This is a genomic window from Brevibacillus sp. M2.1A, from assembly GCF_013284355.2.
Lineage (GTDB): Bacteria > Bacillota > Bacilli > Brevibacillales > Brevibacillaceae > Brevibacillus.
This window is the reverse complement of sequence record NZ_JABSUY020000001.1, coordinates 3,376,616-3,403,399: the sequence shown is the minus strand read 5'-3', so window position 1 is coordinate 3,403,399 and position 26,784 is coordinate 3,376,616. Positions and strand designations below refer to the sequence as shown.

The 26,784-nt window shown below is 46.7% G+C and carries 24 protein-coding genes; 9 read left to right on the top strand and 15 right to left on the bottom strand.

The genetic code is table 11. The features are described 5' to 3' along the window. Positions 1-43: 43 nt before the first annotated feature. Positions 44-1,843 (bottom strand): oligoendopeptidase F, encoded by a 1,800-nt coding sequence (gene pepF / locus HP567_RS16910; RefSeq protein WP_173609360.1) that lies wholly within the window; start codon positions 1,841-1,843, stop codon positions 44-46. Between the two features lie 247 nt (positions 1,844-2,090). Between pepF and HP567_RS16905 the strand changes: the two genes are divergently transcribed. Next, positions 2,091-3,317 (top strand): aminopeptidase, encoded by a 1,227-nt coding sequence (locus HP567_RS16905; protein ID WP_173609361.1) that lies wholly within the window; start codon positions 2,091-2,093, stop codon positions 3,315-3,317. Between the two features lie 100 nt (positions 3,318-3,417). On the opposite strand, the gene cdaS is transcribed toward HP567_RS16905, so the two are convergent. Beyond that, positions 3,418-4,032 (bottom strand): sporulation-specific diadenylate cyclase CdaS, encoded by a 615-nt coding sequence (gene cdaS, locus HP567_RS16900; RefSeq protein WP_173609362.1) that lies wholly within the window; start codon positions 4,030-4,032, stop codon positions 3,418-3,420. Positions 4,033-4,187: 155 nt separating this feature from the next. Between cdaS and HP567_RS16895 the strand changes: the two genes are divergently transcribed. Genes HP567_RS16895 through HP567_RS16885 form a run of 3 tightly spaced genes read left to right on the top strand, consistent with a single transcriptional unit; the run spans position 4,188 to position 7,912 of the window. Continuing rightward, a complete protein-coding gene (locus HP567_RS16895; protein ID WP_173609363.1) occupies positions 4,188-5,663 on the top strand; it encodes a spore germination protein in 1,476 nt (491 codons plus the stop codon). Between the two features lie 50 nt (positions 5,664-5,713). Next, on the top strand, positions 5,714-6,757 hold the full coding sequence (locus tag HP567_RS16890; RefSeq protein WP_229088051.1) for a Ger(x)C family spore germination protein: 1,044 nt from the start codon (positions 5,714-5,716) through the stop codon (positions 6,755-6,757). Positions 6,758-6,778: 21 nt separating this feature from the next. After that, positions 6,779-7,912: a GerAB/ArcD/ProY family transporter gene (locus tag HP567_RS16885; RefSeq protein WP_173609365.1), complete on the top strand. Its 1,134-nt coding sequence runs from the start codon at positions 6,779-6,781 to the stop codon at positions 7,910-7,912. Positions 7,913-7,916: 4 nt separating this feature from the next. Here HP567_RS16885 and HP567_RS16880 read toward each other — a convergent pair whose 3' ends face one another. The 7 genes from HP567_RS16880 to HP567_RS16850 all read right to left on the bottom strand — a co-directional run bounded on the left by HP567_RS16880 (position 7,917) and on the right by HP567_RS16850 (position 13,856). Further along, on the bottom strand, positions 7,917-8,681 hold the full coding sequence (locus HP567_RS16880; RefSeq protein WP_173609366.1) for a LamB/YcsF family protein: 765 nt from the start codon (positions 8,679-8,681) through the stop codon (positions 7,917-7,919). 3 nt (positions 8,682-8,684) lie between these two features. Beyond that, positions 8,685-9,692 (bottom strand): biotin-dependent carboxyltransferase family protein, encoded by a 1,008-nt coding sequence (locus HP567_RS16875; RefSeq protein WP_173609367.1) that lies wholly within the window; start codon positions 9,690-9,692, stop codon positions 8,685-8,687. Further along, positions 9,689-10,405 (bottom strand): 5-oxoprolinase subunit PxpB, encoded by a 717-nt coding sequence (gene pxpB / locus HP567_RS16870; protein ID WP_173609368.1) that lies wholly within the window; start codon positions 10,403-10,405, stop codon positions 9,689-9,691. The genes HP567_RS16875 and pxpB overlap by 4 nt, the downstream gene beginning before the upstream one ends. Before the next feature lie 16 nt (positions 10,406-10,421). Continuing rightward, positions 10,422-11,069, bottom strand: coding sequence for a pyroglutamyl-peptidase I (gene pcp, locus HP567_RS16865; RefSeq protein ID WP_173609369.1), 648 nt, complete (start codon positions 11,067-11,069; stop codon positions 10,422-10,424). Between the two features lie 12 nt (positions 11,070-11,081). Further along, the gene (locus tag HP567_RS16860) at positions 11,082-11,864 is read right to left on the bottom strand and encodes an IclR family transcriptional regulator (protein ID WP_173609370.1); all 783 of its coding nucleotides are present in this window, start codon (positions 11,862-11,864) and stop codon (positions 11,082-11,084) included. Between the two features lie 152 nt (positions 11,865-12,016). After that, positions 12,017-12,901, bottom strand: a complete 885-nt coding sequence (locus HP567_RS16855; RefSeq protein WP_173609371.1) for a YitT family protein — start codon at positions 12,899-12,901, stop codon at positions 12,017-12,019. Positions 12,902-13,001: 100 nt separating this feature from the next. Next, positions 13,002-13,856, bottom strand: coding sequence for a DMT family transporter (locus HP567_RS16850; protein ID WP_173609372.1), 855 nt, complete (start codon positions 13,854-13,856; stop codon positions 13,002-13,004). 238 nt (positions 13,857-14,094) lie between these two features. Here HP567_RS16850 and HP567_RS16845 point away from each other — a divergent pair, with 238 nt between their 5' ends. From HP567_RS16845 to HP567_RS16835, 3 genes are read left to right on the top strand one after another with little or no spacing between them, the layout of a single operon-like run. Further along, positions 14,095-15,699, top strand: coding sequence for an SWIM zinc finger family protein (locus HP567_RS16845; protein WP_173609373.1), 1,605 nt, complete (start codon positions 14,095-14,097; stop codon positions 15,697-15,699). Continuing rightward, positions 15,696-18,554: a DEAD/DEAH box helicase gene (locus tag HP567_RS16840; RefSeq protein ID WP_173609374.1), complete on the top strand. Its 2,859-nt coding sequence runs from the start codon at positions 15,696-15,698 to the stop codon at positions 18,552-18,554. The genes HP567_RS16845 and HP567_RS16840 overlap by 4 nt, the downstream gene beginning before the upstream one ends. Before the next feature lie 7 nt (positions 18,555-18,561). Continuing rightward, positions 18,562-18,699 (top strand): hypothetical protein, encoded by a 138-nt coding sequence (locus HP567_RS16835; protein WP_173609375.1) that lies wholly within the window; start codon positions 18,562-18,564, stop codon positions 18,697-18,699. A gap of 27 nt (positions 18,700-18,726) precedes the next feature. Here HP567_RS16835 and HP567_RS16830 read toward each other — a convergent pair whose 3' ends face one another. The 6 genes from HP567_RS16830 to HP567_RS16810 form a co-directional block, all read right to left on the bottom strand. Continuing rightward, complete coding sequence (locus HP567_RS16830; protein ID WP_229088050.1) at positions 18,727-20,685, bottom strand: EAL domain-containing protein; 1,959 nt, start codon at positions 20,683-20,685, stop codon at positions 18,727-18,729. 123 nt (positions 20,686-20,808) lie between these two features. Further along, the gene (locus tag HP567_RS16825) at positions 20,809-21,591 is read right to left on the bottom strand and encodes a Fe-S oxidoreductase (RefSeq protein ID WP_173609376.1); all 783 of its coding nucleotides are present in this window, start codon (positions 21,589-21,591) and stop codon (positions 20,809-20,811) included. A gap of 24 nt (positions 21,592-21,615) precedes the next feature. Continuing rightward, complete coding sequence (locus HP567_RS16820) at positions 21,616-23,361, bottom strand: ABC transporter ATP-binding protein (RefSeq protein ID WP_173609377.1); 1,746 nt, start codon at positions 23,359-23,361, stop codon at positions 21,616-21,618. Between the two features lie 497 nt (positions 23,362-23,858). Next, on the bottom strand, positions 23,859-24,425 hold the full coding sequence (locus tag HP567_RS16815; protein ID WP_173609378.1) for a DUF3221 domain-containing protein: 567 nt from the start codon (positions 24,423-24,425) through the stop codon (positions 23,859-23,861). Positions 24,426-24,479: 54 nt separating this feature from the next. Beyond that, the gene (locus HP567_RS30025; RefSeq protein WP_173609379.1) at positions 24,480-24,707 is read right to left on the bottom strand and encodes a trypsin-like serine protease; all 228 of its coding nucleotides are present in this window, start codon (positions 24,705-24,707) and stop codon (positions 24,480-24,482) included. Continuing rightward, positions 24,704-25,105, bottom strand: a complete 402-nt coding sequence (locus tag HP567_RS16810) for a hypothetical protein (RefSeq protein ID WP_173609380.1) — start codon at positions 25,103-25,105, stop codon at positions 24,704-24,706. Before HP567_RS16810 ends, HP567_RS30025 begins: the two co-directional genes overlap by 4 nt. On the opposite strand from HP567_RS16810, the gene HP567_RS16805 reads away from it, so the two are divergent. Then, positions 25,104-25,304 (top strand): STAS domain-containing protein, encoded by a 201-nt coding sequence (locus HP567_RS16805; RefSeq protein ID WP_229088048.1) that lies wholly within the window; start codon positions 25,104-25,106, stop codon positions 25,302-25,304. The two genes, HP567_RS16810 and HP567_RS16805, sit on opposite strands and share 2 nt — an antisense overlap. Before the next feature lie 249 nt (positions 25,305-25,553). Then, on the top strand, positions 25,554-26,783 hold the full coding sequence (locus tag HP567_RS16800; protein ID WP_173609381.1) for an MFS transporter: 1,230 nt from the start codon (positions 25,554-25,556) through the stop codon (positions 26,781-26,783). Position 26,784 lies beyond the last annotated feature (1 nt).

Sequence of the window (26,784 nt, the reverse complement as noted above, 5' to 3'; positions counted from 1 at the left end):
TGTGACTCCTCGAAGATCACAAGCCTTTTCTTCTTATTTCAGGTTAAAACAGTCTTTCCAGCTCGTCAACCAGACTTCCGACGTAAGCGACAGCCTCGCGGATTGGTTGCGGATCTGACATATCCACGCCAGCTTTTTTCATCAGTTCCAGCGGCGTTAGTGTTCCCCCGGCTTTGAGCACCTCGATCCAACGGTCAACGGCAGGCTGTCCCTCTTGCTTGATGCTCGCCGCCATTGCGGTAGAAGCAGTCAAACCAGCTGCGTACGTGTACGGATACAGCCCCATGTAATAGTGCGGTTGGCGCATCCATGTAAGGCTCGCTGCATCGTCCAGATCAACTGCATCACCCCAGAAGTCTGCGAGCACTTGCCCTTTCCATTCGGAGAGCTGTTTGGCAGTCAAAGGTACGTCTTTTTGCGCTCCTTCGTACACTTTTCGTTGCATTCTCGCTTCGAGAAGATGCGTGACAAAGTTGTGGTAATACGTATTCATCAATTGCAAAATGACCCAACGCTTCAGACGAGGATCGTCGGATTGCTCCACGATATGCTGCGCGAGCAAGAGCTCATTGAGTGTAGAAGGCGCTTCGATAAAGTACAACGAAGGACGAGAGTTCGTAAAGCTTTGCTCTCTTGTCGCCAGCATAAAATGTCCGCAATGCCCCAACTCATGAGCCAGCGTGAAAGCACTGCGCATATTTCCCGACCACGTTATGAGAATGTAAGAGTGCTTGCTGTATGTCGTTGAGCAGAACGCACCTGTCGATTTGCCCACGTTGTCTACGTAGTCGATCCAGCGTTCATTCAGTGCTTTTTCCATAATCGCCGTGTACTCTGGCCCCATTACTTGCAAGGATGCCAGAATCTTTTTCCCAGCTTCTTCAATCGTAATCGGCGGGCTGAATTCTGAGTCAAGCGGCGTCTTCAAATCACAAAAGGCAAGTTTTTCGAGGCCAAGCTCTTTTGCTTTCAGCTTCGCATAGCGTCGCATGTGCGGAGCGAGTTCATTCCCGATGATATCCAGGATGTTGTGGTACATATCCAGTGTAACTTGCTGCGGCTTAAGCAGCATGTCCGTTACGGTTTCATAACCACGCAGGCGAGACATGACGGTTTGTCTTTTCACCTCTGACGCGTATACCGCAGCGAAGGAGTTTTGGTAAGAAGCGAGCGTCTTCGAAAAGGATTCGTACGAAGCACGGCGGAGCACCGTATCGGAAGACATCTCATAATCTGTCTCAAACAGCGCGAAAGATACGGGACGCTCTTTTCCCTCGCCATCAAGGACGGGTGCAAATGACATGTCCGACAACTTTCCACGCAAGTAAATGTTGTATGGTGCACCGAAAACCTCGCCCATCGCCGCAAACGCTTCCTCAGTCTCAGCCGACAGTCGGTACGGCTTTGTTTCCAGCAAATCTTTCAAGCTTTTGCGGAATATTTCGAGTCCTGGTTCTTCCTCCAAGAAGCTCTCGATTTTTCCTTCTGGCAACGCCAAAATTTCGGAAGGGATAAAAGAAAGCGCAGCGTTAAGCTGAGATACGACATCCCCTACCCGTGCAGAGTTCGCTTGGTTTTGTGGATTCGTCCCGTCTTCAGAAGACCGCAGTCTGGCATATGTCGCTGCGATATTCGCCCGAACATTGATCGCTTCGTTTGCCTCCAAACATGCCAACAACGTCTCTCCACTCTTATGCAGTTGACCTTTGAATGCTGTGACAACAGGCAGATGCTGTATAATTTCTGCTAATTCTTGCTCCCACGCTTCCTGGCTCTCAAACAGATCGTTCAGGTTCCACGTATACTCGACAGCGACTTGATCACGTGTCTGTCTTGTCTTCACTCTGACTGCCTCCTTTAATTCTGCCAATAAAATATTTTTTATGTAATAAATTTGCCTTTTCATTTGAATTTTCCTACAATTAACCAAAATAAACAAGTGGATAACTTGCTCGAATTAGGCGGTAGTCTGTCTTTTTCTGCGCTTTCCTAGGAAATTCTTTCAAATCATAAGCAGGTGATTTCGGAGGGGAAGGTAAAATAGATAGAATGCAAGTAAGCCTTTTGTTCTAAAAAGGAGGAAATGAACGATGTCTTTTGAAACCTTGTTTGACCGTTACGCTGATCTCGCTGTAAAAGTCGGCGTCAACGTGCAGCCTATGCAAACGTTAGTAGTAACAGCTCCGCTATCTACTGCTCCTTTTGTAAGAAAAGTAGCAAAAAAAGCGTACGAAGCGGGTGCCAAGCATGTACATATTGATTGGACCGACGATGAACTCACACGGATGAAATATGATTTGGCTCCTGACGAAGCGTTTCGTGAATACCCGCAATGGAAGGTACAAGGATTGGAGGAAATGGCGGAAAATGGCGCGGCGTTTCTCTACATCTCTGCAGCGAATCCCGATTTGCTGAAGGGTGTAAATCTTGAACGCATTTCTACTGCCAACAAAACGGCTGGTCAAGCCCTCCACAAGTTCCGCAGCTATACCATGTCTGATAAAGTGAGCTGGTGCGTGCTAGCAGTTCCATCACCTGCATGGGCGGCAATGGTCTTCCCGCATTTGCCACAAGAGGAACAGGAGCCTGCCCTATGGGAGGCAATCTTCCGCGCCACTCGCGCAGATATGGATGACCCTGTCCAAGCTTGGCATGACCATCATGCGACATTGAACAGCAAGGTGGATCACCTCAACGCCAAACAATACCGCTATCTTCATTACGAAGCTCCCGGCACCAATTTGACGATTGAGCTGCCTAAAAATCACATCTGGATTGGCGGCGGGAGCGTAAATAAAGACGGTGCCTCCTTCATGGCCAATATGCCGACAGAAGAAGTATTCACCGCGCCATTAAAAGAAGGCGTCAACGGAACCGTTCGCAGCACCAAGCCCTTGAGCTATCATGGGAATTTGATCGAGAACTTTACGCTGACGTTTGAAAAAGGCAGAATTGTCTCGGCAACTGCTGAAAAGGGAGAAGAGTCCCTGAAACAATTAATTGAAACAGATGAAGGCTCGCATTATTTGGGCGAGGTGGCGCTGGTTCCTCATCTGTCCCCTATCTCGCAATCAAATATCATTTTCTATAACACGCTCTTTGATGAAAATGCGTCCAACCACTTGGCGATCGGGAACGCGTATAGTGTGAATATCGAAGGTGGCGCTGACATGAGTAATGAAGAACTGGCTAGCCGCGGTATCAATATCAGCCTCACTCACGTCGATTTCATGATCGGCTCCGCCGAAATGAACATTGATGGAGAAACAGCTGACGGCAAGCGTGAACCACTCTTCCGCAACGGAAATTGGGCTTGATTCTCCTGAGAATGACATAGCGAGAGGCTGGATTTCATCATCACCATGACAAATCCAGCCTCTTTTTTTCTCGGATTCAACGGCTTTTCGCGGAGCGCTTTCATGAAGGAGAGATAATCGGATACATGTGTCCCTGCATGGCAAAGGACGCTTTCCCCGTTTCCTCGGAAACAACGACGATCAGTGCATCGCTTTTTTCACTCAAGCCCAACGCAGCACGATGTCTGGTTCCCAGCTTTTTTTCCCCTACCACAACTTGAGATAATGGCAGGACATTGGCCGCGGAAACGATATGATTTTCCCGAATCAGGACGGCCCCATCATGCAAAGGGCTGCCAGGATAAAAAATCGACTCCAGCAAGGAATGACTCATCGTGGCCCCAATCGGTATGCCTGCTTGCAGCAGCAGATCTAGCGGGTCCTCACGTTCAACGACAATCAATGCTCCTTGGCGCCTTTTGGCCAAGTGCTGCACGGCCTTGGATAAATCCAGATATTTTTCCGTATAGGGTGAGAGATAGCATTGTAAATAAAAGGAGGCTGCTACTGTTTCGAGTCGGCTAAACTTCGTCCGTATTTGGTCAAACGTCCCGAGTACACATTCGTTTTCATTTTTTAGCGCATGTATGCTCTCATCCAACGTAACGGATATTCCCCTCAGCTCTTGCAGCAATTCCGCCTTCAGCGATGATGTATCACAGTTAACTTCCAGCATATGAACCCCTCAATTTCCATTTCTCTTCACACTTCGTTCTTTGATTGATTGTTCCCCTCCCTCTAGGAAATCATTCTATTTCCTAGATAATAATTCCACTGTGAACCGGACATAGTAAAACACAAATGATCAACAGCTTATGGAGCGAAACCGACATGATAACGGAATGGAATGAGTTTCTTTCCATCGCACAAGACTCGAATGATTTTAAACATTACGCCCTACTGAACGAGGAAAGTCCTTTTGTCATTTCGTACTATCAAACGTTGATAAAAACAGAGCTGCTGCAAAAAAATCTCTTGCGTCCCTATCAAGAACGCATAGAAGCAAATGAATCGCTCACGGAACTGCGCCATTTTTCCCGCTTCGTCCATGTGGAGGATATTATTTATACAGACGACATACAGCTGGTCGTCTCCAAAATCATGACGGGCTACGCTGCTATACAGGCAAAAGACAATTGGCAGTTTTTCGCCCTGATCAATCTGTCCAATCCGACTGAAGGATTGCGAACGGACAACGATACGGAAAACGAGTTTAGTGTCGTTGGACCAAAGGTTGGCTTTGTTGAAAATATCGATATCAACCTGCATCTCATCCGTCAACAAATCAGCACTCCAAAACTAATCGTTCGAGAGTTGACCTTAGGAACACTCTCTCATACACGTATCGCCATTGTCTATTTGTCTGGCATTACCAATCCTCAGCACATTGAAACCGTTGAGCAAAGACTGCACTCCATCGACTTCGATATTATTTTTGATTCATCACAGCTCGATCAGATCATGAGTGACAATTCGAATACGCCTTTTCCATTGTTCCTGTCTACGGAAAGGATTGACCGGGTCATTTATGCGTTAACTCTCGGGCAAATCGTGATTATTTCCGACGCTTCCCCGTATGTCATTACAGGTCCAACTACCATCTTTGATTTCTTCATTTCTCCCGAGGATTATTATTTACCGTGGATCTTATCATCCTTATTTCGGTTGATTCGCATTTTCGGAGTGCTTTTTTCGATCTTGATGACTCCTGCCTATACGGCGGTTCTCACCTTTCACTTGGAAATGATCCCGCAAGACATGCTGGCTCCGATCATTTTATCGAGGAAGTACGTCCCTTTTCCTCCCGTCTTGGAAGTGCTTTTCTTGGAGCTGACGATCGAATTCTTGCGAGAAGCAGGTGCAAGGCTCCCGACAAAGGTCGGACAAACTCTTGGTATTGTAGGTGGAATCGTCATCGGACAAGCATCAGTAGAAGCAGCCTTGACCAGTAATATTTTGCTGATCATCGTAGCTCTATCGGCACTTGCCTCTTTTACCACCCCCATCTATAAAATGTCAAACACGATCCGTTTTCTGCGCTTCCCGCTCATTGTTTTGGCTGGAATTTGGGGCGGGCTTGGAATTGCCATCGGTTTAATGTTCATGCTGACTCATCTGCTTCAACTCAAATCGTTAGGAACACCTTATCTGGCTCCGCTTTACCCTTTTCGCAGACGCAGCTTCGCGGACAGCTTCATTCGCTCTTCCTACAGCCACACAGCCAAAAGGTCTGCTGTTATGCGCGTCATCTCACAATGGAGGTACGATCCTGACAAGGCGACTCAAAAAAGAGACATTGATGAATAGAAGAAGGAGCCATCGAGGAAACCATGCTTGCAAAAAGGAAATGGACAGCGGTGCTATTGATAGTGATCTTGGCTGGCTGCTCTTCGACTCGAATTGTCAGCGAAGTGCAATTGATTCATTCACTGGGTCTCGATCTCGAAGACCAAAAAATAAAAGGGGCAGCCATTACTCACATATATGGAAAGGAAAAGACTCAGATAGAGCTATTGGAAACGAAAAGCTCGAATTTATTTACGATCCTCCCTGATTTTAATGCCATCACGCCTTCTCAAGTGGAGCTTGGGCAATTGCGCTCCGTTATAGTCGGGAGGAAATATGCAGAAAACGGAGTGGAAACGCTGGTGCATACCCTTTGCCGCGATCCAGCTATTGGTTTTCGCCTTCAACTCGCTGTTGCAGAACCAAAGGCAATGACGATTTTGAAAGGCATTCGCCATATGCAAATTCCTTTTTTCATCTCCGATAGCGTCGCTCAGAATATCAAAACGTTGAATTTGCCCAAGACCAACTTGCATATTTTCTTGTTTAATTATTATGGTGAGGGTCGCGATCCTTACCTTCCCTATTTCGTGATGCATAATGACAGAGTGAAGCTGGATGGTCTCGCGCTTTTCCGAGATGACAAATTCGTGCATCGCATCCATTCAAAAGAAAGCTTTTTACTCAAAATCATGGTCGAAAAAGCCAAGAGTGGTCAGATTCCATTTGAGGTGACGATCAACAATCGAAAAGAATCCGGACTTTTGAAAAATCTGCATTCCCATGCCGCCTTCGATGTCAATACGACAGGGCCTGTTCCCAGCATCATGGTAAAGCTCACGGTAAATGGACAAATCAAAGATTATTCAAAGTGGCTGCAATTATCCAATCCACAAGTCCTCCATCAAATGGAAAAAGAACTTTCCGCGTACCTGCAAAAAGAGGCGACGAGCTTTGTGAAGCATTTGCAGAAACTTGAAGTTGATCCGGTTGGATTTGGTGATTTGGTTCGCAGTCGAAGCGCTTCATGGAACTACTCCCACTTCAAAAAGATTTATCCACAAATGAAAATCGCAGTGACTGCTTCGATCAAGCTGGAGCAAACGGGTGAGTAATGAATAACCAGGAGGGATCAGGTGAGTACTTCCATTCGGGAAAGCGCGATGGTTTCACCTTTTTTTGTATTTTTTCTCGTGCACGCCAATATCGTGGGGGTCGGAATACTAGGGTTTCAACGGACAATCGTAGCCCATGCCGGATACGATGCCTGGATCTCCCTTATACTTGCCGGGGCAAGCATCCATCTCATTATTTGGATGCTCTATTTCATGTTGAATGCGGGGGGCCATGATTTATTCTCCCTTCACGAGCTCTGCTTTGGAAAATGGCTAGGAAAATTAATGAGCTTTGTCGTATTAATCTACGTCTGGATGGCTGCTTTTCTCATCTTGCGTTCTTATGTCAGTATTGTGAAGCAGTTTATTTTCCCTCTCATGCATACATGGAGTACGACGCTGATTATTTTGCTCCTCATTTTGTACATTGTTGCTGGTGGTTTTCGTACGGTTACGGGCGTCTGCTTTTTTGGTGTGGTGATTCCGGCGATATTGATGCTTCCTTTGTTTCTATTCCCTTTCGAGTACGCTCGCCCGATTAACTTGTTCCCGATGTTTTCGCATAGCTTTACCGCCTTGTTCGCGTCTGCCAAAGACGCTGTTATCAATTATATGGGCTTTGAACTACTGTTCTTCTACTACCCGTTTATCAAGCGAGCAGCTCACTCGCAAAAATGGGCACACGCTGGCGTCCTTTTTAGCACGCTCCTGTATGTAGCCGTCGCTATTGTAACATTCCTCATGTTTAGCCATGGTGAGCTGGATAAGATTATTTGGCCGACCTTGACCATGCTTAAAATCGTCGAAATTCCGATTTTGCAGCGATTGGAGTTCATTGTGATCTCTCTCTGGCTGTTCGTGATTTTGCCAAACATCTGTCTCAATCTATGGGGGGTTACCCGCGGAATGAAGCAGATATTTGGCATCAGTCAATTCCGCGCCCTTTTGCTTCTCCTAGCATCTTTGGCAATGGGTTCCTATCTGCTCGAAGGTACGACTCCTTTGCTCATGGCACTCCATTTTTATGGGAAAGTGAGCATCGTTTTTATTTTTGGCTATATCCCCCTATTGTTCCTGCTCTTCCTTCTCTGGGGGAAAAAGCGAAGTACCACACAATACCAGACCCCCGGTGCAGAAACAGAAAAAGCCCGATAGATGTCTATCGGGCAACTCGTGCTACTATCGGAATACCGGCTACTAACAATGCCTCTCGAATACTCTGCGCGAATTCCAACGCGTGGGCACCGTCGCCATGAATACAAATGGTATCGGCCTGAATCGGGATGTCCACGCCTTGCTGGGTTAGGACGAGCCCGTCCCTCACCATACGAATGACTTGCTGGAGGGATTGCTGTTGGTCCGTAATCATCGCATTCGGCTGATTGCGCGGTGTCAGCGTGCCATCCTGCTGATAAGTGCGGTCGGCAAACACTTCGTGCGCTGTAGCTAGTCCGATTTTTTCGCCAGCACGCGTCAATTCGCTTCCCGCCAAGCCATACAACACCAGTTCCGGATTTACTTTGTAGATGGCCAACGCAATAGACTCGGCCAGAGCGGGTCTTGTGGCTGCCATATTGTACAAGGCACCATGTGGCTTCACATGATGCATGACGCCCCCTTCAGCCCGCACAAAGCCTTGCAGGGCTCCGATTTGGTACACGACTAGATCATACGCCTCTTCGGGGGAAATCTCCATGTTGCGGCGACCGAAGCCGACCAAATCAGCGAATCCGGGATGGGCACCAATTGCCACACCTGCCTCCAAAGCCATTTGCACTGTTTTTCTCATCGTTCCAGGGTCTCCTGCATGGAAACCACAAGCGACATTTGCCGAGCTGACATAGCGAAGAATCGCTTCGTCATTCCCAATCCGGTAAGCGCCAAAGCTCTCTCCCATATCACAGTTTAAATCTACGCTCTTCATGTATTACCTCCACCCTACAGTCAGTTTGATTCCCAATTGGATCTCATTCATGGTCCGCTCTCGTTCGTACAATGCCCGCTGCGCATCCTGTAGAGAAATTTCCTGAAAACGCATCGTTTCTCCCGGTCGCAACTGAGCGATGATCGGCAAATCCACAGTCGCCACATACCCGATCTTGGGATATCCGCCGATTGTTTGTCTGTCTGCCATGAGAATGATCGGCTGACCGTCTGGAGGAACCTGAATCGTTCCCATCGTGACAGCAGCAGATATTAACTCTAGTGGAGACGTAAGGGCAAGAGTCGATCCCGTCAAACGATACCCCATCCGATCTGATTGAGGAGATACCTGAAAAGCCTGATCGAAAAAGCACTGACGGCTCTCTGCTGTGAAATCGTCGAACTGATCCCCACGAATGACCCGAACGATACTTTCCTGACATTGTGCAAAATGACTGGCAGGAATAAACCAATCTGTATCGGAAAAAGCTTCGTCTCCTACTTTTTGTTCCAATTGCTTTGCGAGATACAAGCTGAATGAGCTTTGCGGGTTGTGCTCGAGTCTATCACCTGCTTGCAGCATTCTGCCTGCCAATCCCCCAAATCCCGCTCGCAGATTCGTGCTGCGGCTCCCCATCACGATTGGCACATCCCAACCACCAGCAACAGCGAGATAGGCACGACAGCCTTTTTTCGCATGGCTGAACTGCAAAATGCTTCCGCTTCTTATCCAGACTGCTCGATTGGACTTGACTGTTTTTTTGTTGATAGTTGGACTGAGATCGCCACCACAGATCGCAATCAGCATGTCCTTTTGGAACAAGAGTGTCGGTCCCTTCATCGTTAACTCCAGAACTGCCTCATCTCGATGATTGCCTACCAGCATATTGGCCATCTGTACGGCAAGTGCATCCATCGCACCACCTACATTGACACCGTGCCGCTGATAGCCGTACCTGCCCCAGTCCTGCACGGTTGTACAAAGCCCTGGCGATACAACCTCTATGCTCATCGAAACACCTTCTTCCCAGCCTCATACTCCTGTTCGGAGATCGGACGAAAACGAACTTTGTCTCCGGCACGCAAAAGACTCGGCTGACTCTCGGTTGGTTGGAATAGACTGAGTGGTGTTCTTCCGATTATTTGCCATCCTCCCGGCGTCTCGATTGAGTAAATACCTGTTTGCGCACCGCCAATCCCTACACTGCCTTTTGGAATCGAGAGACGAGGTGAAGAGCGGCGTGGAGTAGCCAAACGCTCGTCCATTCCCCCAAGATACGGAAAACCGGGGGCAAATCCGATCATGTAAACCAAATATTCGGCAGATGAATGGATCGCAATGACTTCCTCTCGCGTGAGACTGTTCTGCTGAGCAACGTTGTCCAAATCCGGCCCAAAGCTTCCGCCATAGCAAACCGGAATCTCAACAAGCCTAGGCTTAGCCTTGCCTGTGACAGTGAGCTCCTGGAACATTCTGTCAAGGATAGCGAGGACGCTCTCATAAGGCATCAGGTCATGTGGAAACTGCTGTGCGAGAATAATTGGATCATAATAAACCGTGATGGTGGTAAAACCGGGGACAATCTCCAGCATTCCCGGAAAAGGATTCTCCAGAAGAAAATCCGCGAACATCACGACAATCTCATGCGTCCTTTGATCAATCACTTCCCCAAGCTTGACAATCACACCTGAATCACCAAGTGGAGAGAATTCGTAGTTCTTCATTCGTTTCCCCTCTTGATCAGCTGATTTGTCCGCCACCCACAACCATATCCTGCTCATGCGAAATCGTTGCCTCGATTGCGATTTGCAACCCTTTCACAATCGTTTCCAGCGCCATGCTTGGCTGTTCGGCCAGCCTTGCAGCCTGCTCAGGCAGATAAGGAATATGAATGAATCCCCCTCGCGTTGATGCGTGATATTCGGCTAGATAATGCATCAAACCATAAAAAAGATGATTGCACACGTAGGTTCCGGCCGTTTGTGAAACGGATGCGGGTACCCCTTGTTTTCGTAATTCATGGACGATGGCCTTGATAGGCAAGGTAGACCAGTACGCAACAGGTCCATTTTCCCGAATCGGCGTATCGATGGGCTGATTTCCTTCATTGTCTGGAATACGAGCATCGTTCACATTAATCGCAACGCGCTCGACAGCAATATCGACACGTCCGCCTGCTTGTCCAATGCAAAGCACGATGTCCGGCTTCGTTTCCTCAATCGCTGCATAAAGCTGCTCGATCGACTTATCAAAGACAGTAGGGATTTGACGTATTTCCACTTGATAATGTGCAGACTCGATCTTTCCTAGCTCTTTTACCGACTCCCATGCTGGATTGACGGACTCCCCCCCAAAAGGATCAAAACCCGTTACCAAAACCGTCTTCATGTCCTACTCCTCCTATTTATCTGTGATTGTTTCCGTATATCCCAGTTGGCCCATGATGCTTTTCGCCGCCGCTTTCGTCTCCTGGACCAAATATCCCAATCGCTCCTCCGTAAAACGCGAAGAAGCGCCAGCTAAGCTCAATCCAGCAATAACTTGTCCCGTAAAATCACGAATGGGGACTGCCAGGGCCGCAGAATCAGGCTCCAGTTCACCGTAGCTCACGGTATAACCCCTCTCACGCGCATCTTGTATCCATTTCCACAACAGGTGTTCATCCGTATTGGTACCTGGAGCGATCTTTTTCCATTCAACCCGCTTCAAGAAAGCGGTAATTTCCTCATTTGGCATGAACGATAACAAAATGCGCGGGCACGCTCCGGCATACAGAGGCGCCCTTCGCCCTACCTGGGTATAAACCCGCACGTACCCGCGTGTATCCACTTTTTCAATGTAAACTCCTTCATCTTGATCCCGAATAATCAAATTGACTGCTTCCTCGACGCTATCACGTAATTGCAGCATGTACGGAAGCGCGAGTTTTCTGATCTCCAATCGCTGTGCCACGATGTTTCCAAATTCGAGTAGCTTCAAGCCCAATTGGTACTTGGGCGGTTGATGGCTCGTTGTTTTGGCGACGAAACCGCGCATTTCAAGGGTCTGGATGATCCGAAATACCGTGCTTTTCGGCATTTGAGACAATTCCACGAGTTCCGCCAGACTCAATTCGCTGTTATCGATGAAATACTCTAAAAACTCCAGCGTTTTCAACACACTGCGGTTTGCTGTTTTTTCCATTTTTCATCACCACTTTATCGTCCCAAAATACGGAATGATATTTTGTATTTTGGTATAAGATAATCGTAGAATAATTCTGTCATTACGGTCAATACATTTTTAACCCCCTTCTCGCCGTTCACTTAACTGGAAAAGGGGGCCATACTCGTTGGCTAATGAATATTCTTTTTCTTAAACCGTCCACCAGAAACATCGTGAATATGACCGATTGCCAAAAATGCAGAGGAATCGATTTCCTCCACGATGGATTTCAGCTTCGCTTCTTCCAATCGGGTGATGACACAGAAAATGACTTTTTTGACGTCCCCGGAGTAGCCACCTTCTCCATTCAAATAGGTAATTCCCCTCCCCAGTCTCGCCGTTAACGCATCGCCAATTTCGACTGGATAATCACTGATAATCCATACTGATCTGGATTGTTCGAGTCCGACCATCGTAATATCGATCATTTTATAAGCGATGTAATAAGCAATTAACGAGTACATGGCCCGATCCCATCCAAATATGAAGCCGGCACTGCCTAGAATAAAAATGTTAAAAAACATGACCATTTCGCCGACTGAAAACGGACTTTTCCTCGTCATCAGGATCGCAACAATTTCCGTTCCATCCAAGGAACCGCCCGCGCGAATGACAAGTCCCACACCGATTCCGATAATGATCCCCCCAAAAACAGCAGAGAGAAGCAAATCGTCCGTCAAGCCGGGAACATGATGAAGGTAGCTCGTCCCCACCGACATCACGACGACACCGAACAGCGTAGAGATGGCGAATGTCTTGCCAATTTGCTTGTAGCCAATAAGTAAAAAGGGCAGGTTAAAAAGGAATAAAAATATTCCGAGTGATCCTCCTGTCAGCTTTGATGCCATAATGGAAACACCGGTTACACCACCGTCAATGATGTTGTTGGGAACCAGAAAGATTTCCAGTCCGACTGCCACCAACAGAGCTCCAATGATGATTCCAAGAGCTCTCAGTGCGATCCTCCTTTTTTTCGCTCGCTTATGAGTGATCGGTGCAACTGTTTTTGCATCCATTTTGATCATCCTTAGCCGTTTTTTCTTACCCCTTCATCTTTCCCTGGTAGCAAAAAAAATAGCCAGCCAGGATTTCTCCCAGCCGACTCTTTATCATCCTTTACCCCCAAAGGGCAATGGAAATAATGCCTATCGTGATCATCAAAGACATGGACAGACGCCATACGCGTTGTCGCTCCTTTAACAAGAAGACCCCGAGCAGCGTACCAAAAACCGTACTTACCTCACGAATGGGTGCAATGGCTGCCAGCGGTGCCAATGTCATGGCAAACAAAAACAGCAGATACGAACCTGGAGACAGGACAGCACCCAGCACAATCGTTCGCCAGTTTTTTTGCCACTCACGGCGAATGAGTCCCTTCTTCCAAACGAAGACCCCTGCGACAATCAGGCAGGCAAAGTTCGTTATTTCCAATAAAGCGAAGGGAGATAATTGTTGGACGATTTGCTTGTCGGTCAACGTATACCCTGTAATGCATAGTCCAACAGCAACAGCGTATCGCAGGGCCAGCGGATTCACTGGTTGTACCTGACGATCTGTGCCAATCATCCCGCTGATGGCAAAGACTCCGATCACGATGCAAATGACCCCCAGCCATCCCGGTACAGATAAATACTCTTGAAAGAAAATCGCGCTAAAAAACGGAATGAGAAGCGTCCCCGTCCCCCTCATGATGGGGTAAACCTGTGAGATATCCCCGTATGTATACGCCTTTGAAATCAATAAGGTATAGCATCCTTGAAAGAAAAAGGACAGAAACAGAAAAAGACCCAAAGTCCATGTCAGTTGTACGTGTATCAATTCCCAAATGAGAACAGGTAAGAGGATCACGGTTGTTGGCAATGTAATCAACCATAGAAAAGCCATTTTGTTCTCACTTTTTTTCGTGAATAGGTTCCAGACTGCGTGCGCAAGGCCAGACGATAGTACGAGCAGAATCGAAATCGATAGCATGTATGCCCCTTCTCTCTGTTGTTGTACAAATACAACTAAAGACAATAAAACACATTGCGTTTAATTGTTTTTCATTCGACGTGTACAGTATACACCCAGTCTTTGCAAAAATTAAGTATTGTTTCTGCTTATCGCCCAAAACCATTTATTGATGCTCTCAAACACACGCATCTTTTTCCATTCTCCGCATTTTGGGTTATAATGGAGGGATGACACTTCGTTCGGAGGATCTTACTACATGTTGCAAAGAGAGTTGACTCGGGAACAAGCGATACAGCTAGGCGAGCAAATCCTAATTGCCGTCGAAGGACACATCATTGAACGGGGCTATACGTACTTTTCAGATGGCGTCGTCTTCAATACACGCGTAGAACAAGGCCAATATTTGACGAGTGATGTTCAAGGCTCCGAGGTGTATCATGTTCGCCTCGATATGGAAACGGTTCAAAACAGTACTTGCACCTGCCCTTATTCGCGCATTTGCAAGCATATTGCTGCTACATTTTTTCAGATGTACAGTGTGTTCGAGAATCCTCGTACATTTTTGACCCGCTCCCAACAACCAAGACGAGCTACTTTTTCTCCTCATCTGCTGATTCCTACTTATAAATACAGCCATACCGCTCCTGCTCAACAGGATACAGCGTCTGTTTCCTCTCCGCTAAACGCGAACAGCTCCGTCAAAGAATGGTGGGCATTTTTTGAGAGCTGGACACGCAACTTGTTTGCGGCAATGGAATCGTATCGGGCTTCCTCTGAGTTATTATCGAGCTATCAAAATGTGCTGAGTGTTGCTGCCTCATGGCCGAAGGATCGGGCGCAACTCTTTGTCATTCATGCCAATCTGTTTCATCTCATGAAGCTTACACAATACGTCAAAACGTACCGCCAATCATACTGGTTTCTCGATTTGGTTCAGACCGCCGAGCGGTTATTGGATCAATTAGAAGGGACATTGTACTTTGCAGACATCCCTGCTCTTTTGGTTGACCACCAGGATGCCATCGAAGATACTCTTCAACTGACAAAGGAATTGAAAGAAAACGAAGCTACTTCCCTCTACTGGGTATTCGCCTATCAAATGTTATGGTGGATGCTATTGAAAAAGCCAGAGTGGATGCAAGAGGAGATCCATGTATTGGATCAGCTGATCAACGATGAAAACAGTTCTGCCGCCGAAAAGGAAAAAGGTCTGCTGCTCCGTGCCCACTTTCATGTGATGGAAAAGGAGGACGAAGCTGCTCTACAAATCTGGAAAAGAATGAGCCGCTTGAACCTCTCCTTCTACTTGTCCTATATGAAATCATTCGCTCGCAATGGAGAATGGCAGCGATTTCTCGATTGGACTGCCTCGTTGACGACCTTAATCGGTCAAGCCGAGACACAACAATACCGACTCGTTATCGCCATTTGGCAGGAAGCAATGGACCAAGTGGGCCGATCAGCCGAGTGTGGCGCCAAGCTGAAGCAATTCTTGCCGAGCAGTTATCACGAATATGCCGCTTATTTATATGAAGAACGACAGTTTCAGCAATGGATTGATTTGCAAATGTCGTTTCAAGTCCCCATGGCAGATATCTCGATCATGCAGGTAAAAGAAATCGAGGAAGCCGAGCCGACACTGCTCTTCCCTTTTTATTTGCGTGAGGTGAACAGACTGATTGCGGAACGGAACCGAACGGCCTACAAAGAAGCCATCAAGCTCATGAAAAGGGTAAGGACGATTTACAACAGAGCAAACCAAGATGCGCGCTGGGAACGATACGTGGAACAATTATCTGCCAAACATAATCGGTTACGTGCTTTTCAAGAAGAGCTAAGGAGAGGAAATTTCAACTTATGAAGACCGTCACTACATTGGTTCTAGACGGAGAGCTTTTGGCAGACGGACAATTCTTGATTACTGGCAAAGACACGCAAGGAACAGTGGTCGATCCAGAAGAATTGGCAGGAACACTTTTTGCGTGGGATGAGGCATCCTATTACGGAACCTTCCTGGATAAAAACGAGCATGGCGTATTGCTCAGCCCTGCCAAGGCCCTCTCCTTTTTTGTCTCCCCTCAGTGGCTTTTGCATCGGACCTATTCAGTCAGCACGCCATTTGAACAATTTACGCATGTTGCGGGAATGATCCGCGATACACTCGCACAAGGCTCCATTGCCCCTGATTTTTCTTCTTGGAAAAAAGGTCAAATCGGCTGGAGAGCCCTGCACACTCCCGTCGATTTTCCAGAGTATGGACACAGGTGGCTTTCGTTCATCGTGGAGGAATCCTTGCAAGGTACTGGCGAGATTGGACGAATGTGGGAGCAGCTATTGACGCAATATCCGGCTCTTTACGTCATGGGCGCCGAGCTTTCTCCACACCTGCAGGAACAGGAATGGTTGCAATCGATAGGCTGGCTGCCAGATACGACACCGTTTCGCACATGCTTGCAAATCGTTGAGGCCGAGGAGCACCCCAATGACTGGCAACTCCAAGTGTATTTGCAAAATCGTGAAGAGCCCGATCAGTTATTCCTCATTGAGCCACACCAGTTGACGGCTGAGGGAGTAACCACCGCTCGCATCCCTGCTGACTGGCGTGAACATTGGAATCGTTTTCTCACGGACCTAGCCAAATGCAAAGAGATTCTCCCTTGGCAAAAAGACACCCTGGAGAATCAAAGCCGTTTTCTCACCCGACTGACGAATGAGCAAGCATGGATCTTTTTGACATCGAGCAGTTTGCAGTTGGTGCAAGCTGGCATTCACGTCTTTTTGCCAGCATGGTGGGAACAAGTGCGTCGGGTAAAACCGAAGCTAAAAGCCAAGATTACAACCTCTGTCGGGGCTAGCAGACAGTCGTTCCTAGGTGTCTCCCAGCTCATGGATTTTGAATGGAAGCTCGCCTTGGGACCTGTAGAGCTCAGCGAAGAGGAATTTGAGGAACTCATTAAACAAAAGCAGCGCCTGTTGAAAATTCGCGGGCATTGGGTGCAATTGACTCCCGATCTATTCTTGCAGCTGCAGGAAGCGCTCAAGAAAAACCAAGCGAAAAACGGCATGTCCCTTCGCGATGTCATGAGAATGCACCTCGCCCCCACTGTAGAGGTTGAGGAGCTACCCGAGGATGAGTACGATTTCGATACTTCCCTAACGGTTGAAGTTCAGCTAAACCAGCATTTGCGAGAGCTGTTGAATCAATTGCAAGAAACGAAGCGCATCCCGATTATGGAGCAGCCATCTACTTTTCACGGGACGTTGCGCAATTATCAGCTAGAGGGCAGTTCGTGGCTGTTCTTTTTACGCCGCTTTGGGTTGGGAGCTTGTCTGGCCGATGACATGGGATTGGGGAAAACGGTTCAATTTATTACGTATTTGCTTCATGTCAAACAACATGGCCCAGCCAGTACTCCTTCTCTCTTAATTTGCCCGACCTCCGTCATAGGAAACTGGCAAAAAGAGCTGAAGCGTTTCGCCCCTTCTCTTCACGTAATGATTCACTATGGCAATGATCGTCAAAAGAAGGAGGCGTTTTTGCCAGCGATCAAGGGAGCGGATCTGGTCATTACCTCCTACGCTCTGTCCCATTTGGATGAGCAGGAGCTAGGAATGGTTACATGGGATACGATATGTCTCGACGAGGCGCAAAATATTAAAAACGCCTATACAAAGCAAGCATCCGCTGTGCGCGATTTGAAAGCATGGCACCGGATCGCTCTCACAGGCACTCCGATCGAAAATCGCCTAAGTGAGCTCTGGTCCATTTTCGACTTCTTGAATCCTGGCTACCTGGGAAGTCTTGGGGAATTTACCCAGCGTTTTGTCCATCCCATCGAACGAGACCAAGACCAGCAGCTCATCAATCAAGTGCAACGACTCATTCAGCCTTTCCTGCTCCGTCGGGTGAAAACCGATCCGAACATTCAGCTCGACTTGCCAGACAAGAATGAGAGCAAGGAATATGTACCGCTGACTACCGAGCAAGGCGCACTTTATGAGACCGCGATTCAAGATATGTTTGATCGTATGGAAAAAGCTTCACCTATGGAACGGCGCGGTCTGATTCTGACGACACTGACACGTCTCAAACAATTGTGTGACCATCCTGCCCTCATTTTGAATGAAATCGCAACAACAGATGAAGCCAGTCGCTCGCACAAATTGGAAAGGCTGTTGGAATTGGTAGAGGATATTCGCCAAAAGAAAGAGCGTTGTCTGATTTTTACCCAATACATCGAAATGGGCAATTTGCTTCAACGAGTGCTGACGCGAGAAGGCTATGGCCCTGTCTACTTCCTAAATGGAGCCACAAAGAAAGAAAAACGCGATGAGATGATCGCTCGTTTTCAAGACTCGACACTTCCGGACGAGGAACGCGGGGCCATCTTCATTCTTTCCTTGCGTGCGGGTGGAACTGGCTTGAACTTGACGGAAGCCAACCACGTCATTCACGTAGATCGCTGGTGGAATCCTGCGGTAGAAAATCAGGCCACCGACCGTGCTCATCGCATAGGACAACAGCGCAATGTTCACGTCTACAAATTCATCTCGCTCGGGACAATTGAGGAACGTATTGATGAGATGATGGAGAGAAAGCTATCGCTGAGCCAGCAAATTGTCGGGACGGGCGAAAGCTGGATCACGGAGCTATCCACGGAAGAACTGCGAGACTTGTTCACCCTGCGGCATGATTGGCTAGACACGAAAGGATAGATGGAGAATGGAGCGAGCGAATCAAAACGATAGCAATTCCACTATGCGCCGCCCTACAGAAGAGCCTAAGCTGCCCGAGGCATGGCTGCGTTTTTTGGAAGCCGTTCAACAACAATTTTCCGATAACCAAACAAAGAAAGACTAAGTGCGAAAAACCCAAGGCATGATCACGTTATCGATCGAGCCTTGGGTTTGATTTTCCTAGTGGAAAGGAAATCTCCACTGTCGTTCCTTTATTCGGGGTACTTGAAAAATGGATGTACCCGTCGTGTGCTTGCATGATTTTATAACAAATCATAAGTCCTAGCCCGGTCCCCTTTTCTTTTGTGCTATAAAAAGGCTCCCCTAATCGTTTCAACCGTTCTTCCGCCATACCGCAACCTTGATCAATAATTTTAATCATCACTTGCTCACTTTTTTTATGCCTTGCCACGATACGAATCGTCCCACCATCCTGCATCGACTCAACGGAGTTCGACAGAAGATTCATGAAAAGCTGTTGAATTTGATTCTGATCGCACCAAATCGTGGTCCCTTCCACTTCCTTGACATCCAGCATCAGATGATGACGCTCTAGCTTTGCTTGCATGAATCGTGTAACCTGCCGCAGCAAATCCGTTAGATTATGTGATTCGTACGGTTCTGTGCACTCTCTTGATAAAAAGACGTATTCTCGCAGGACACTCTCTAATTGGTGAAATTCAGCCTGCATAATATCAAAGTATTCCCGCTTCCATTGGTCTCGACGGAGCAATTGGACGAAGCCTTTGATGGAAGTTACCGGGTTTCGTATTTCGTGCGCAACCCCAGCAGCCATTTGCCCAATGACGGATAGCTTGTCTATCTTTTGTAAAAACTCTTCTGTTTGCACGTGCTTCGTGTGATTTCGAATAATAAAGATGACTTGGTTCGTCTCATGACCTTCACGAATAACCGGGGTGCCTTTTGCCTCCAGCGTGATCTTTTTGCCATTCCGGTCCGGGCAACTAAATGTAATGAGACGAGGCTGCTTCTCCATCGTGATCTGACGAATCGTTTGCATAACAAGCCTGCCCGTTTCCAGTGGTAGTACAGCTAGCAAGTGTCGATTCACGACTTCATCAGGAGCAATTGCCATGACAGATTGAACGGCTGGCGAAATATACGTGATCATCCCCTGACTGTTGATGATCACGATAATATCCGACAAGTTTTCTGCGATCAATCGATAGGGTGATTCGGTCACAGGTTGTTGCTTGCGAAGAACGTCTCCTCGCTCACTATGGTCCACTTCGTATGGATCAAGAGCTCGGTGCTGTCCACCATTGAGTAATAGAAAAGCACTGTTCCTAAACCTTTCCTCACGCTTCAACACACGAGCCAGGTCTTCGGCAGGCATGGGCTCACTAAACCAAAACCCTTGAGCAGAATCACAACCAAGCTGCCAAAGAAAATCCAGTTGCTCTTGCGTCTCTACACCTTCTGCCGTTACTTGCACGCCTAGACTTCGTGCCATCGCCATGACAGTTTTAATAACGGTTGCCTGTGTGACATCGCTCATACATTCCCTCACACAGGATTGATCGATTTTTAGTTTGTTCATGGCAAAGCGGGATAGATGTTGAATGCTGCTATAGCCCTTCCCAAAATCATCCAAGCTAATTTTTACACCGATTCTTTTTAGTTCTGCTAAAATCTCAATGGTACGCTCCCCATCTCTGGTCGAATCCTCGGTAAATTCCAGCTCCAAATAGTGAGGCTGCAAGTTTGTTTCATCTAAGATCGCTTGAATCCTGCTACCCACCTGGTCCGATTCCAAGGTAGAGGATGATAGATTCACACATGTCACAAGCGGTGGTAGTCCAGCGTCCTGCCAAGCTTTGTTCTGCTGGCAAGCCGTTCTGATTACCCATTCCTCTACCAATAGAATCAACCCGCTCTTTTCTGCTAACAACAATATCCATTCCGGGGGCAGCAGCCCTTTTTGATGATGGTTCCATCTTACCAGAGCTTCTGCTCCGATTATTTTGCCTGTTCTCAGGTCGTAAAGTGGTTGATAATACAAGCTCAGTTGCTGATCGACAACCGCTTGCTGAAAATCACGAACGTAGCGATCCAGTTCCTTTTGGTTCATTTTCTGTATACGAACCACGCCTTCCTGGAAATCATTCTGATTTTTCTAACTTTATCCCTGACTCTACTTTATAGGAAGAGGCTAGCCCATGTCCATACGTCGACGATGTATAGAAAAAACCCTCCACAAAGGGAGGGGCCGCTACGTATGAATTCTCATCAGAGCGCGCTCTTCTTCTTTTATCCGCGGACAGGTATAGCAATACTTTTGCTCCCCCGTCTTATAGTACAAACAGCATTGGTTCTTGATCCGCACTTTCGCTTTGGGGTCACGCATATCCTCGATCCAGCGCACTTTCACGCGAAACGGATTTTTTGGCAATCCAAAGCTCTCGCCTTCCAGCTGATTACAGAGAACATCGTAATCAGCCTTCACTTGTTGCTTGACGCTATCCTGTTCTACCAACGCCACAAAAACATCTGTATAGTAATTGAACTTGGTTGGGAACTGACCCCAAAGCATCGCTTCCGGGTTTCCTGTTACCTTTGCAAGAGTCGTGAGCAACGGATGCAGGAAGTCTTGGAAATACGCACGATAGCATTCCTCGAGCCAGATTGCGCGTTCTGCTTCGCTGGTAGGCGCTTCTATGATCTCATATGCCGGGATCACAAAGACGAATTGCGGATAGTCATCCTCGTAAAACAATTCAATCGTCATATTATCCAGCGTCATCGTAAGTGCACGGTTCCAGACAGAGATCATGTACAAAAGACCGAGTGAAGGGCTCGTGAGCCAACTGCTGATGTAAGTACCAGCAGCAGTCAGCTCATGTGCCTTGATTAGCGGAGCATAGATTTGTACAAGCTCATTCATATGTTTCAGGTTTACCAAATCTCTCGCCTTCATCGAAAATAAGGCATTGGGTCTCGGTTTTGAAGAAATATCAAACCGTTGTGTAATAAAATCGTCATCCCATTCTAGCATCACGATCTCCCTCTCTATTCCTTATCAAGAAAAAACGCTGTTTGACTGATCAAGGTATGTGCCGAACTGCGCCTTATACAGTCTGCTATAGATGCCTTCACGAGCCAAGAGCTGATCATGACTTCCTTGCTCCGTAATGCCTTGTTCCGTTACAACGATAATGCGATCTGCATTTTTAATGGTAGCCAATCTGTGCGCGATCACCAATGTCGTACGTCCTTTGGACAGTTCCTGCAAGGACTGCTGGATCGCCGCCTCCGTTTCGGTATCGAGTGCAGAGGTTGCTTCATCCAAAATCAGGATCGGCGGGTTTTTCAAGAACATGCGCGCAATCGCCAGTCTTTGTTTTTGACCACCGGACAATTTGACTCCGCGTTCACCAATGATCGTCTCCAGACCAGCAGGCTGAGAACGGATAAATTCTTCTAGTTTAGCGAGACGCGCTGCCTCCCAGATCTCTTCCTCTGAAGCATTTAGTTTTCCGTACACGATATTTTCACGAATCGTCCCTGAAAAGAGGAACACATCTTGCTGAACGATCCCGATTTGGCTGCGCAATGACGCTAACGTGATTTCGCGAATGTCCATTCCATCGATGGTGATGCTGCCTCCGTCGATCTCATAAAATCTCGGCAAGAGGCTGCACAGCGTGGTTTTTCCTGCTCCAGAAGGGCCTACAAATGCAATGGTCTCGCCCGCCCGGATGTTCAAATCAATGTTTTGCAAAACAGAAGACTCTTGGTCGTAGCTAAACGAAACATTCTTGTACGAGATATCGCCCTTCAACGACTCTACCTGGATCGCATCCGGAGCATCCGCAATATCCGGTGCTGTGTCCATGATTTCGATGTAGCGCTTAAAACCGGCAATCCCTTTTGGATAGCTCTCGATAATCGCATTAATTTTCTCCAACGGACGGAAAAATACATTCGTTAATAGCAAGAAAGCGACAAATTCACCGTAGGTCAATTCACCTTGAATAACAAACCAGCTGCCGCAAATCAAGACGAACAAATTGACTAAGCGCATCAGCACGTAACTGACGGAAATATTTTGGGCCATGATTTTGTAGGACAACAGCTTGGTGATACGGAAACGCTGGTTGTTCTCTGCAAATCTTTTGTTTTCAAATTTCTCATTGGCAAAAGCCTGTACCACACGCATTCCGCCTACGTTATCCTCAACACGTGCGTTGAAATCCGCCATGTCGCCGTACAGACGATGGAACGCGCTCGTCATCTTGCGGTTGAAGTGAACAACGAAGAATATCAAGAGCGGAATCACCAAAAACGTAAGCAGCGCCATTTCTTCATTAATATTGAACATCAAAAGAAAAGCACCAATCAGCGTCATCACCGCGATAAACAAATCTTCCGGACCGTGGTGAGCGACCTCCCCGATCTCCATCAAGTCATTCGTTAGGCGAGATAGCAGATGCCCCGTCTTGGTATTATCGAAAAAGCGGAAAGAGAGCTTTTGAATATGGTCGTACAGCTTCTTACGCATATCCGTCTCGATGTTAATTCCAAGCATATGTCCCCAGTACGTGACGACATAGTTCATCCCGGCGTTGAGACCATACAAAGCCAAAAGGCCAATGCACGCCCATACGATCATGTTCCAATCCTTGCTTGGAAGTAATTGATCGACAACCATGTTCACTGCAAGCGGAAATCCCAACTCCAACAAAGCAACAAAAACTGCACACGTGAAGTCGAGGATGAATAATCCACGATAAGGCCGATAGTAAGAAAAAAATCTGCGAAGCATTGAAGCAGCACTCCTCTCTCAAGAACAACATCAATCAAGTGTTTGATTTTGAAAATCATTTTCATTATATATGGATTTGACTTTTATATCGATGTTTTATTGGAATTTTTTTCTTCGCGGAGCACATTGGCAAAAAAAATGGTTCGAATCTCCTTATCCATCAAGGAATCAGAGGCTCGAACCTGAATATTACTCAGCGTAAATCTTGATAAGCGGGCACCCCACCCGCGCCTTTGGGAGACGGCGCGAAGCTGTTCCAAGCCCTCCTACTTTGATGCTAAGATTGGGTGCTTTAATAGATCAACATCTTTTATACAATTCATGATGTTTTGAACCCTTTCTTTACAGTTGCTTATACTAGGTACATTTGGTGTGCTTATTAAAGTATGTACAGCTTGGTTGTTTGTATTGAAATAGTGCATCGTGCATGCTTATTTAACCTCTACACTTTTATGAGAAACTTATCACCTCCTTTTTTGGTGCAGAAGGTACAAATTTTAAAGCTCTTTTACTTCTCCTGTTTGAGCATTGATTTGTAGAATAGTATCTGTTTTATGATCATAGTCGGTTGCCTTTATCAGCCAATGATCTTTCTGTCTACTTGCACTTTTCATAATGATTCCATCATTATGTGTGCTCTTTAAGTAATTGATTGCGTGCTGAATCGCACTTTTTTTATCCATTTGATTAATAGGATTTTTGCTTTCTTCATTAATTACAAGTTTACTGAGTTCTGCGCCACTGGGATAAGACTGTGCTGATGGTGTCGTTGACCATGTAGAAACTGTGTGACCAACTTCGATTTCATCAAACGAGATACTATTCCCCTTGCTATCGAGGAATACGGCTTCTTCTTTTGGGAAATACCACTCTGCTGCATAGAAATTCTCATCGCTCGTCTTGGTTTCATCATTTTCTATAACTAAGAGACCTTTTTTTTCAAAATCTTTTTCAGTTACGTATCCTGTTAATGCTTGCTTTTCAACATTCTTGTGATTAGTTGCACATCCAGTTATAAGTAATGCTGCAATGATTACTATCAAAGCCTTTTTCAATGTGCTCATTTCCTTTCTTATTCCCCATGAGAACCCCTTCCCTCATGGGGAACTTTATTTCAACTAGTTACCAGTAAAAATTGAATCAATGTTAAAATAATCCTCTATTTCGCTAATATGTGTGTAAACTCCAGTATCTGCGCTATGAACTCCTATTGCTGTTCCACCGTAAAATATAGGCCCTCCGCTATCCCCTGGTACTTCTGAATAACTAGCTTGTCTCATATTAGTAAAGTATTGCTTGTCTCCATTTGGGCTTTCTATACTCCCCCTCCAATTAGTTGATTTCAACGTTCCACACTGCAAACTGTATCTCCAATGGTTTCATCCCTTGTTCTTTGAACCTCTGTAATCGTATTGTATTCTGATTTATAATTTCCAAAAACATAGTAAGTAGCATCGTCAGATCCGTTTGTTAGTTCAATGAGTGCTGCATCTACACTCCCACCGAAATTAAAATCTGCGGTTTTACCAAACCTTTCTCCTCCTTGCTGAAATCTATCCCCAACATTTTCTGTGCAGTGTCCAGCAGTTAAAACATAAAAATCGTTATCCTTTTGCACTGAAAACGCAGAAGTGCAATTTCGGTCTTCTGTAGTATTTTTTATTCTTAAACCAGCTTGAATTGGTCTAAATTTGTCGCTTGGTTGAGCCTGAGCTTTGCGAGCTTCTTCGTTCTTTGGTACCATGACACACTTCGTCGACCAATTTTCCTTTCAGGATGATCCCCAGCAGATTATTATTGACTTTTCTCGTTCCCATGTCTGGGATTTGTCAGCTGTCACGGCTATCTCGAAAGTCGTAGAGAAATACAGACAGTTGGACAAATTCGTCTTTATCACCGGACTTAATGATGAAAGCAAGCGGTTAAAGCAAGCGGTTGATTGATCGTGTGGGTATTCGTACTCCTGCCGGACATTAACCTGCCGTTTTAAATGGAAATCCCCTAACGGATACAAGAGCTTTATCTCTTGTCGTTAGGGGATTTTCTTTTGTCCGAATGAAGTCAAGTTTTCCTCTTATTTCATTTTTGCAATAGTCCGATCATATTTCCGAATTGGTCAGCATCATTTTGCAGTGCTAGAATGATCAATAACAATATTCCTGCTTTTTAACTGCAAAGGTTGTGACAGAAAGATGGAATTTTCTTGGAAACGTAATTTGATTGTGTTATGGATTGGGGTATTTTTCTGTAGCACCGCCTACTCCATCTCGATCCCTTTCCTGCCCATCTTCCTCCATACTTCACTGGGGGTCAATGAGCATCTGGAAGCCTGGTCCGGTATTTCGTTTGGCATCACATTTTTGGCAAGTGCACTTATCTCGCCATTTTGGGGCTCGCTTGCGGACAAATATGGACGAAAGCCAATGTTGATTCGGTCTGGATTTAGCCTCGCTTTGCTGTATTTTTTGACGTATTTGATTACGGACCCTTATTTGTTTCTTGTGTTACGGATCTTCCAGGGTTTGCTTGCCGGCTACGTACCTGCCGCCATTGCGCTGGTAGCGACGAATACACCAGAAAAAAACGTCGGGTACGCACTGGGGATTATGGCGACTTCGGGAGCAACAGGAGGAATCATCGGTCCGTTGGTTGGCGGTGTCGTCAGTCACGTATGGGGAAACGCAGAAGCTTTTATTTTTTCAGGATTTGTCGTCCTCGTAGCAGCGCTGATCGCTACTTTCTTCGTGAAGGAAACGAACTTCAACCGCTCCGGCAGTCGATCTAGTGTACGAGAAGATTTGCGGGCTGCAATGGCAAACCGGCCTTTGATGTCCATATTAGGTATGAGCCTGATGGTCACGATTTCCGTTATGCTTCTTGAGCCTTTGTTAACCGTGTATGTTATGCAATTGGGCGCTTCGCAACAAGACGCATCCCTCAGCTCCGGCATCATTTTTGCGGCGGTGGGCATCGCAACCGTCATTGCAGCTCCACAATGGGGAAAGCTCGGGTCAAAGGTTGGCTATTCCAAAATCTTGTTCATCGGCTTAATGGGTGGAGCGATCGGAAATTTACTGCAATTTTTCTTCACCAATCTGTATGGATTTGGCATTTTGCGCTTCGCGTACGGACTGTTTTTTGCCGCTGTTTATCCGTCGATCAATGCCATGATTGTAAAAGTCACAGAACCAGAATTTCGCGGCAGAGCGTTTAGCCTGAACCAATCCTCGACGCAGCTCGCAACAATGATGGGACCGATCATTGGCGGCGTTCTAGGAGGACTCATCCCGATTCGCTTTGTTTTTATCATCAATGGTATCGCGCTATTGATTACTGCCATCATGATTCGATCCAAACGATCACAATTGGCCGGACAGCCGTTGAAGCAGCAGACAACGGAGCGCCAGCTAGCAACGAAGTAAC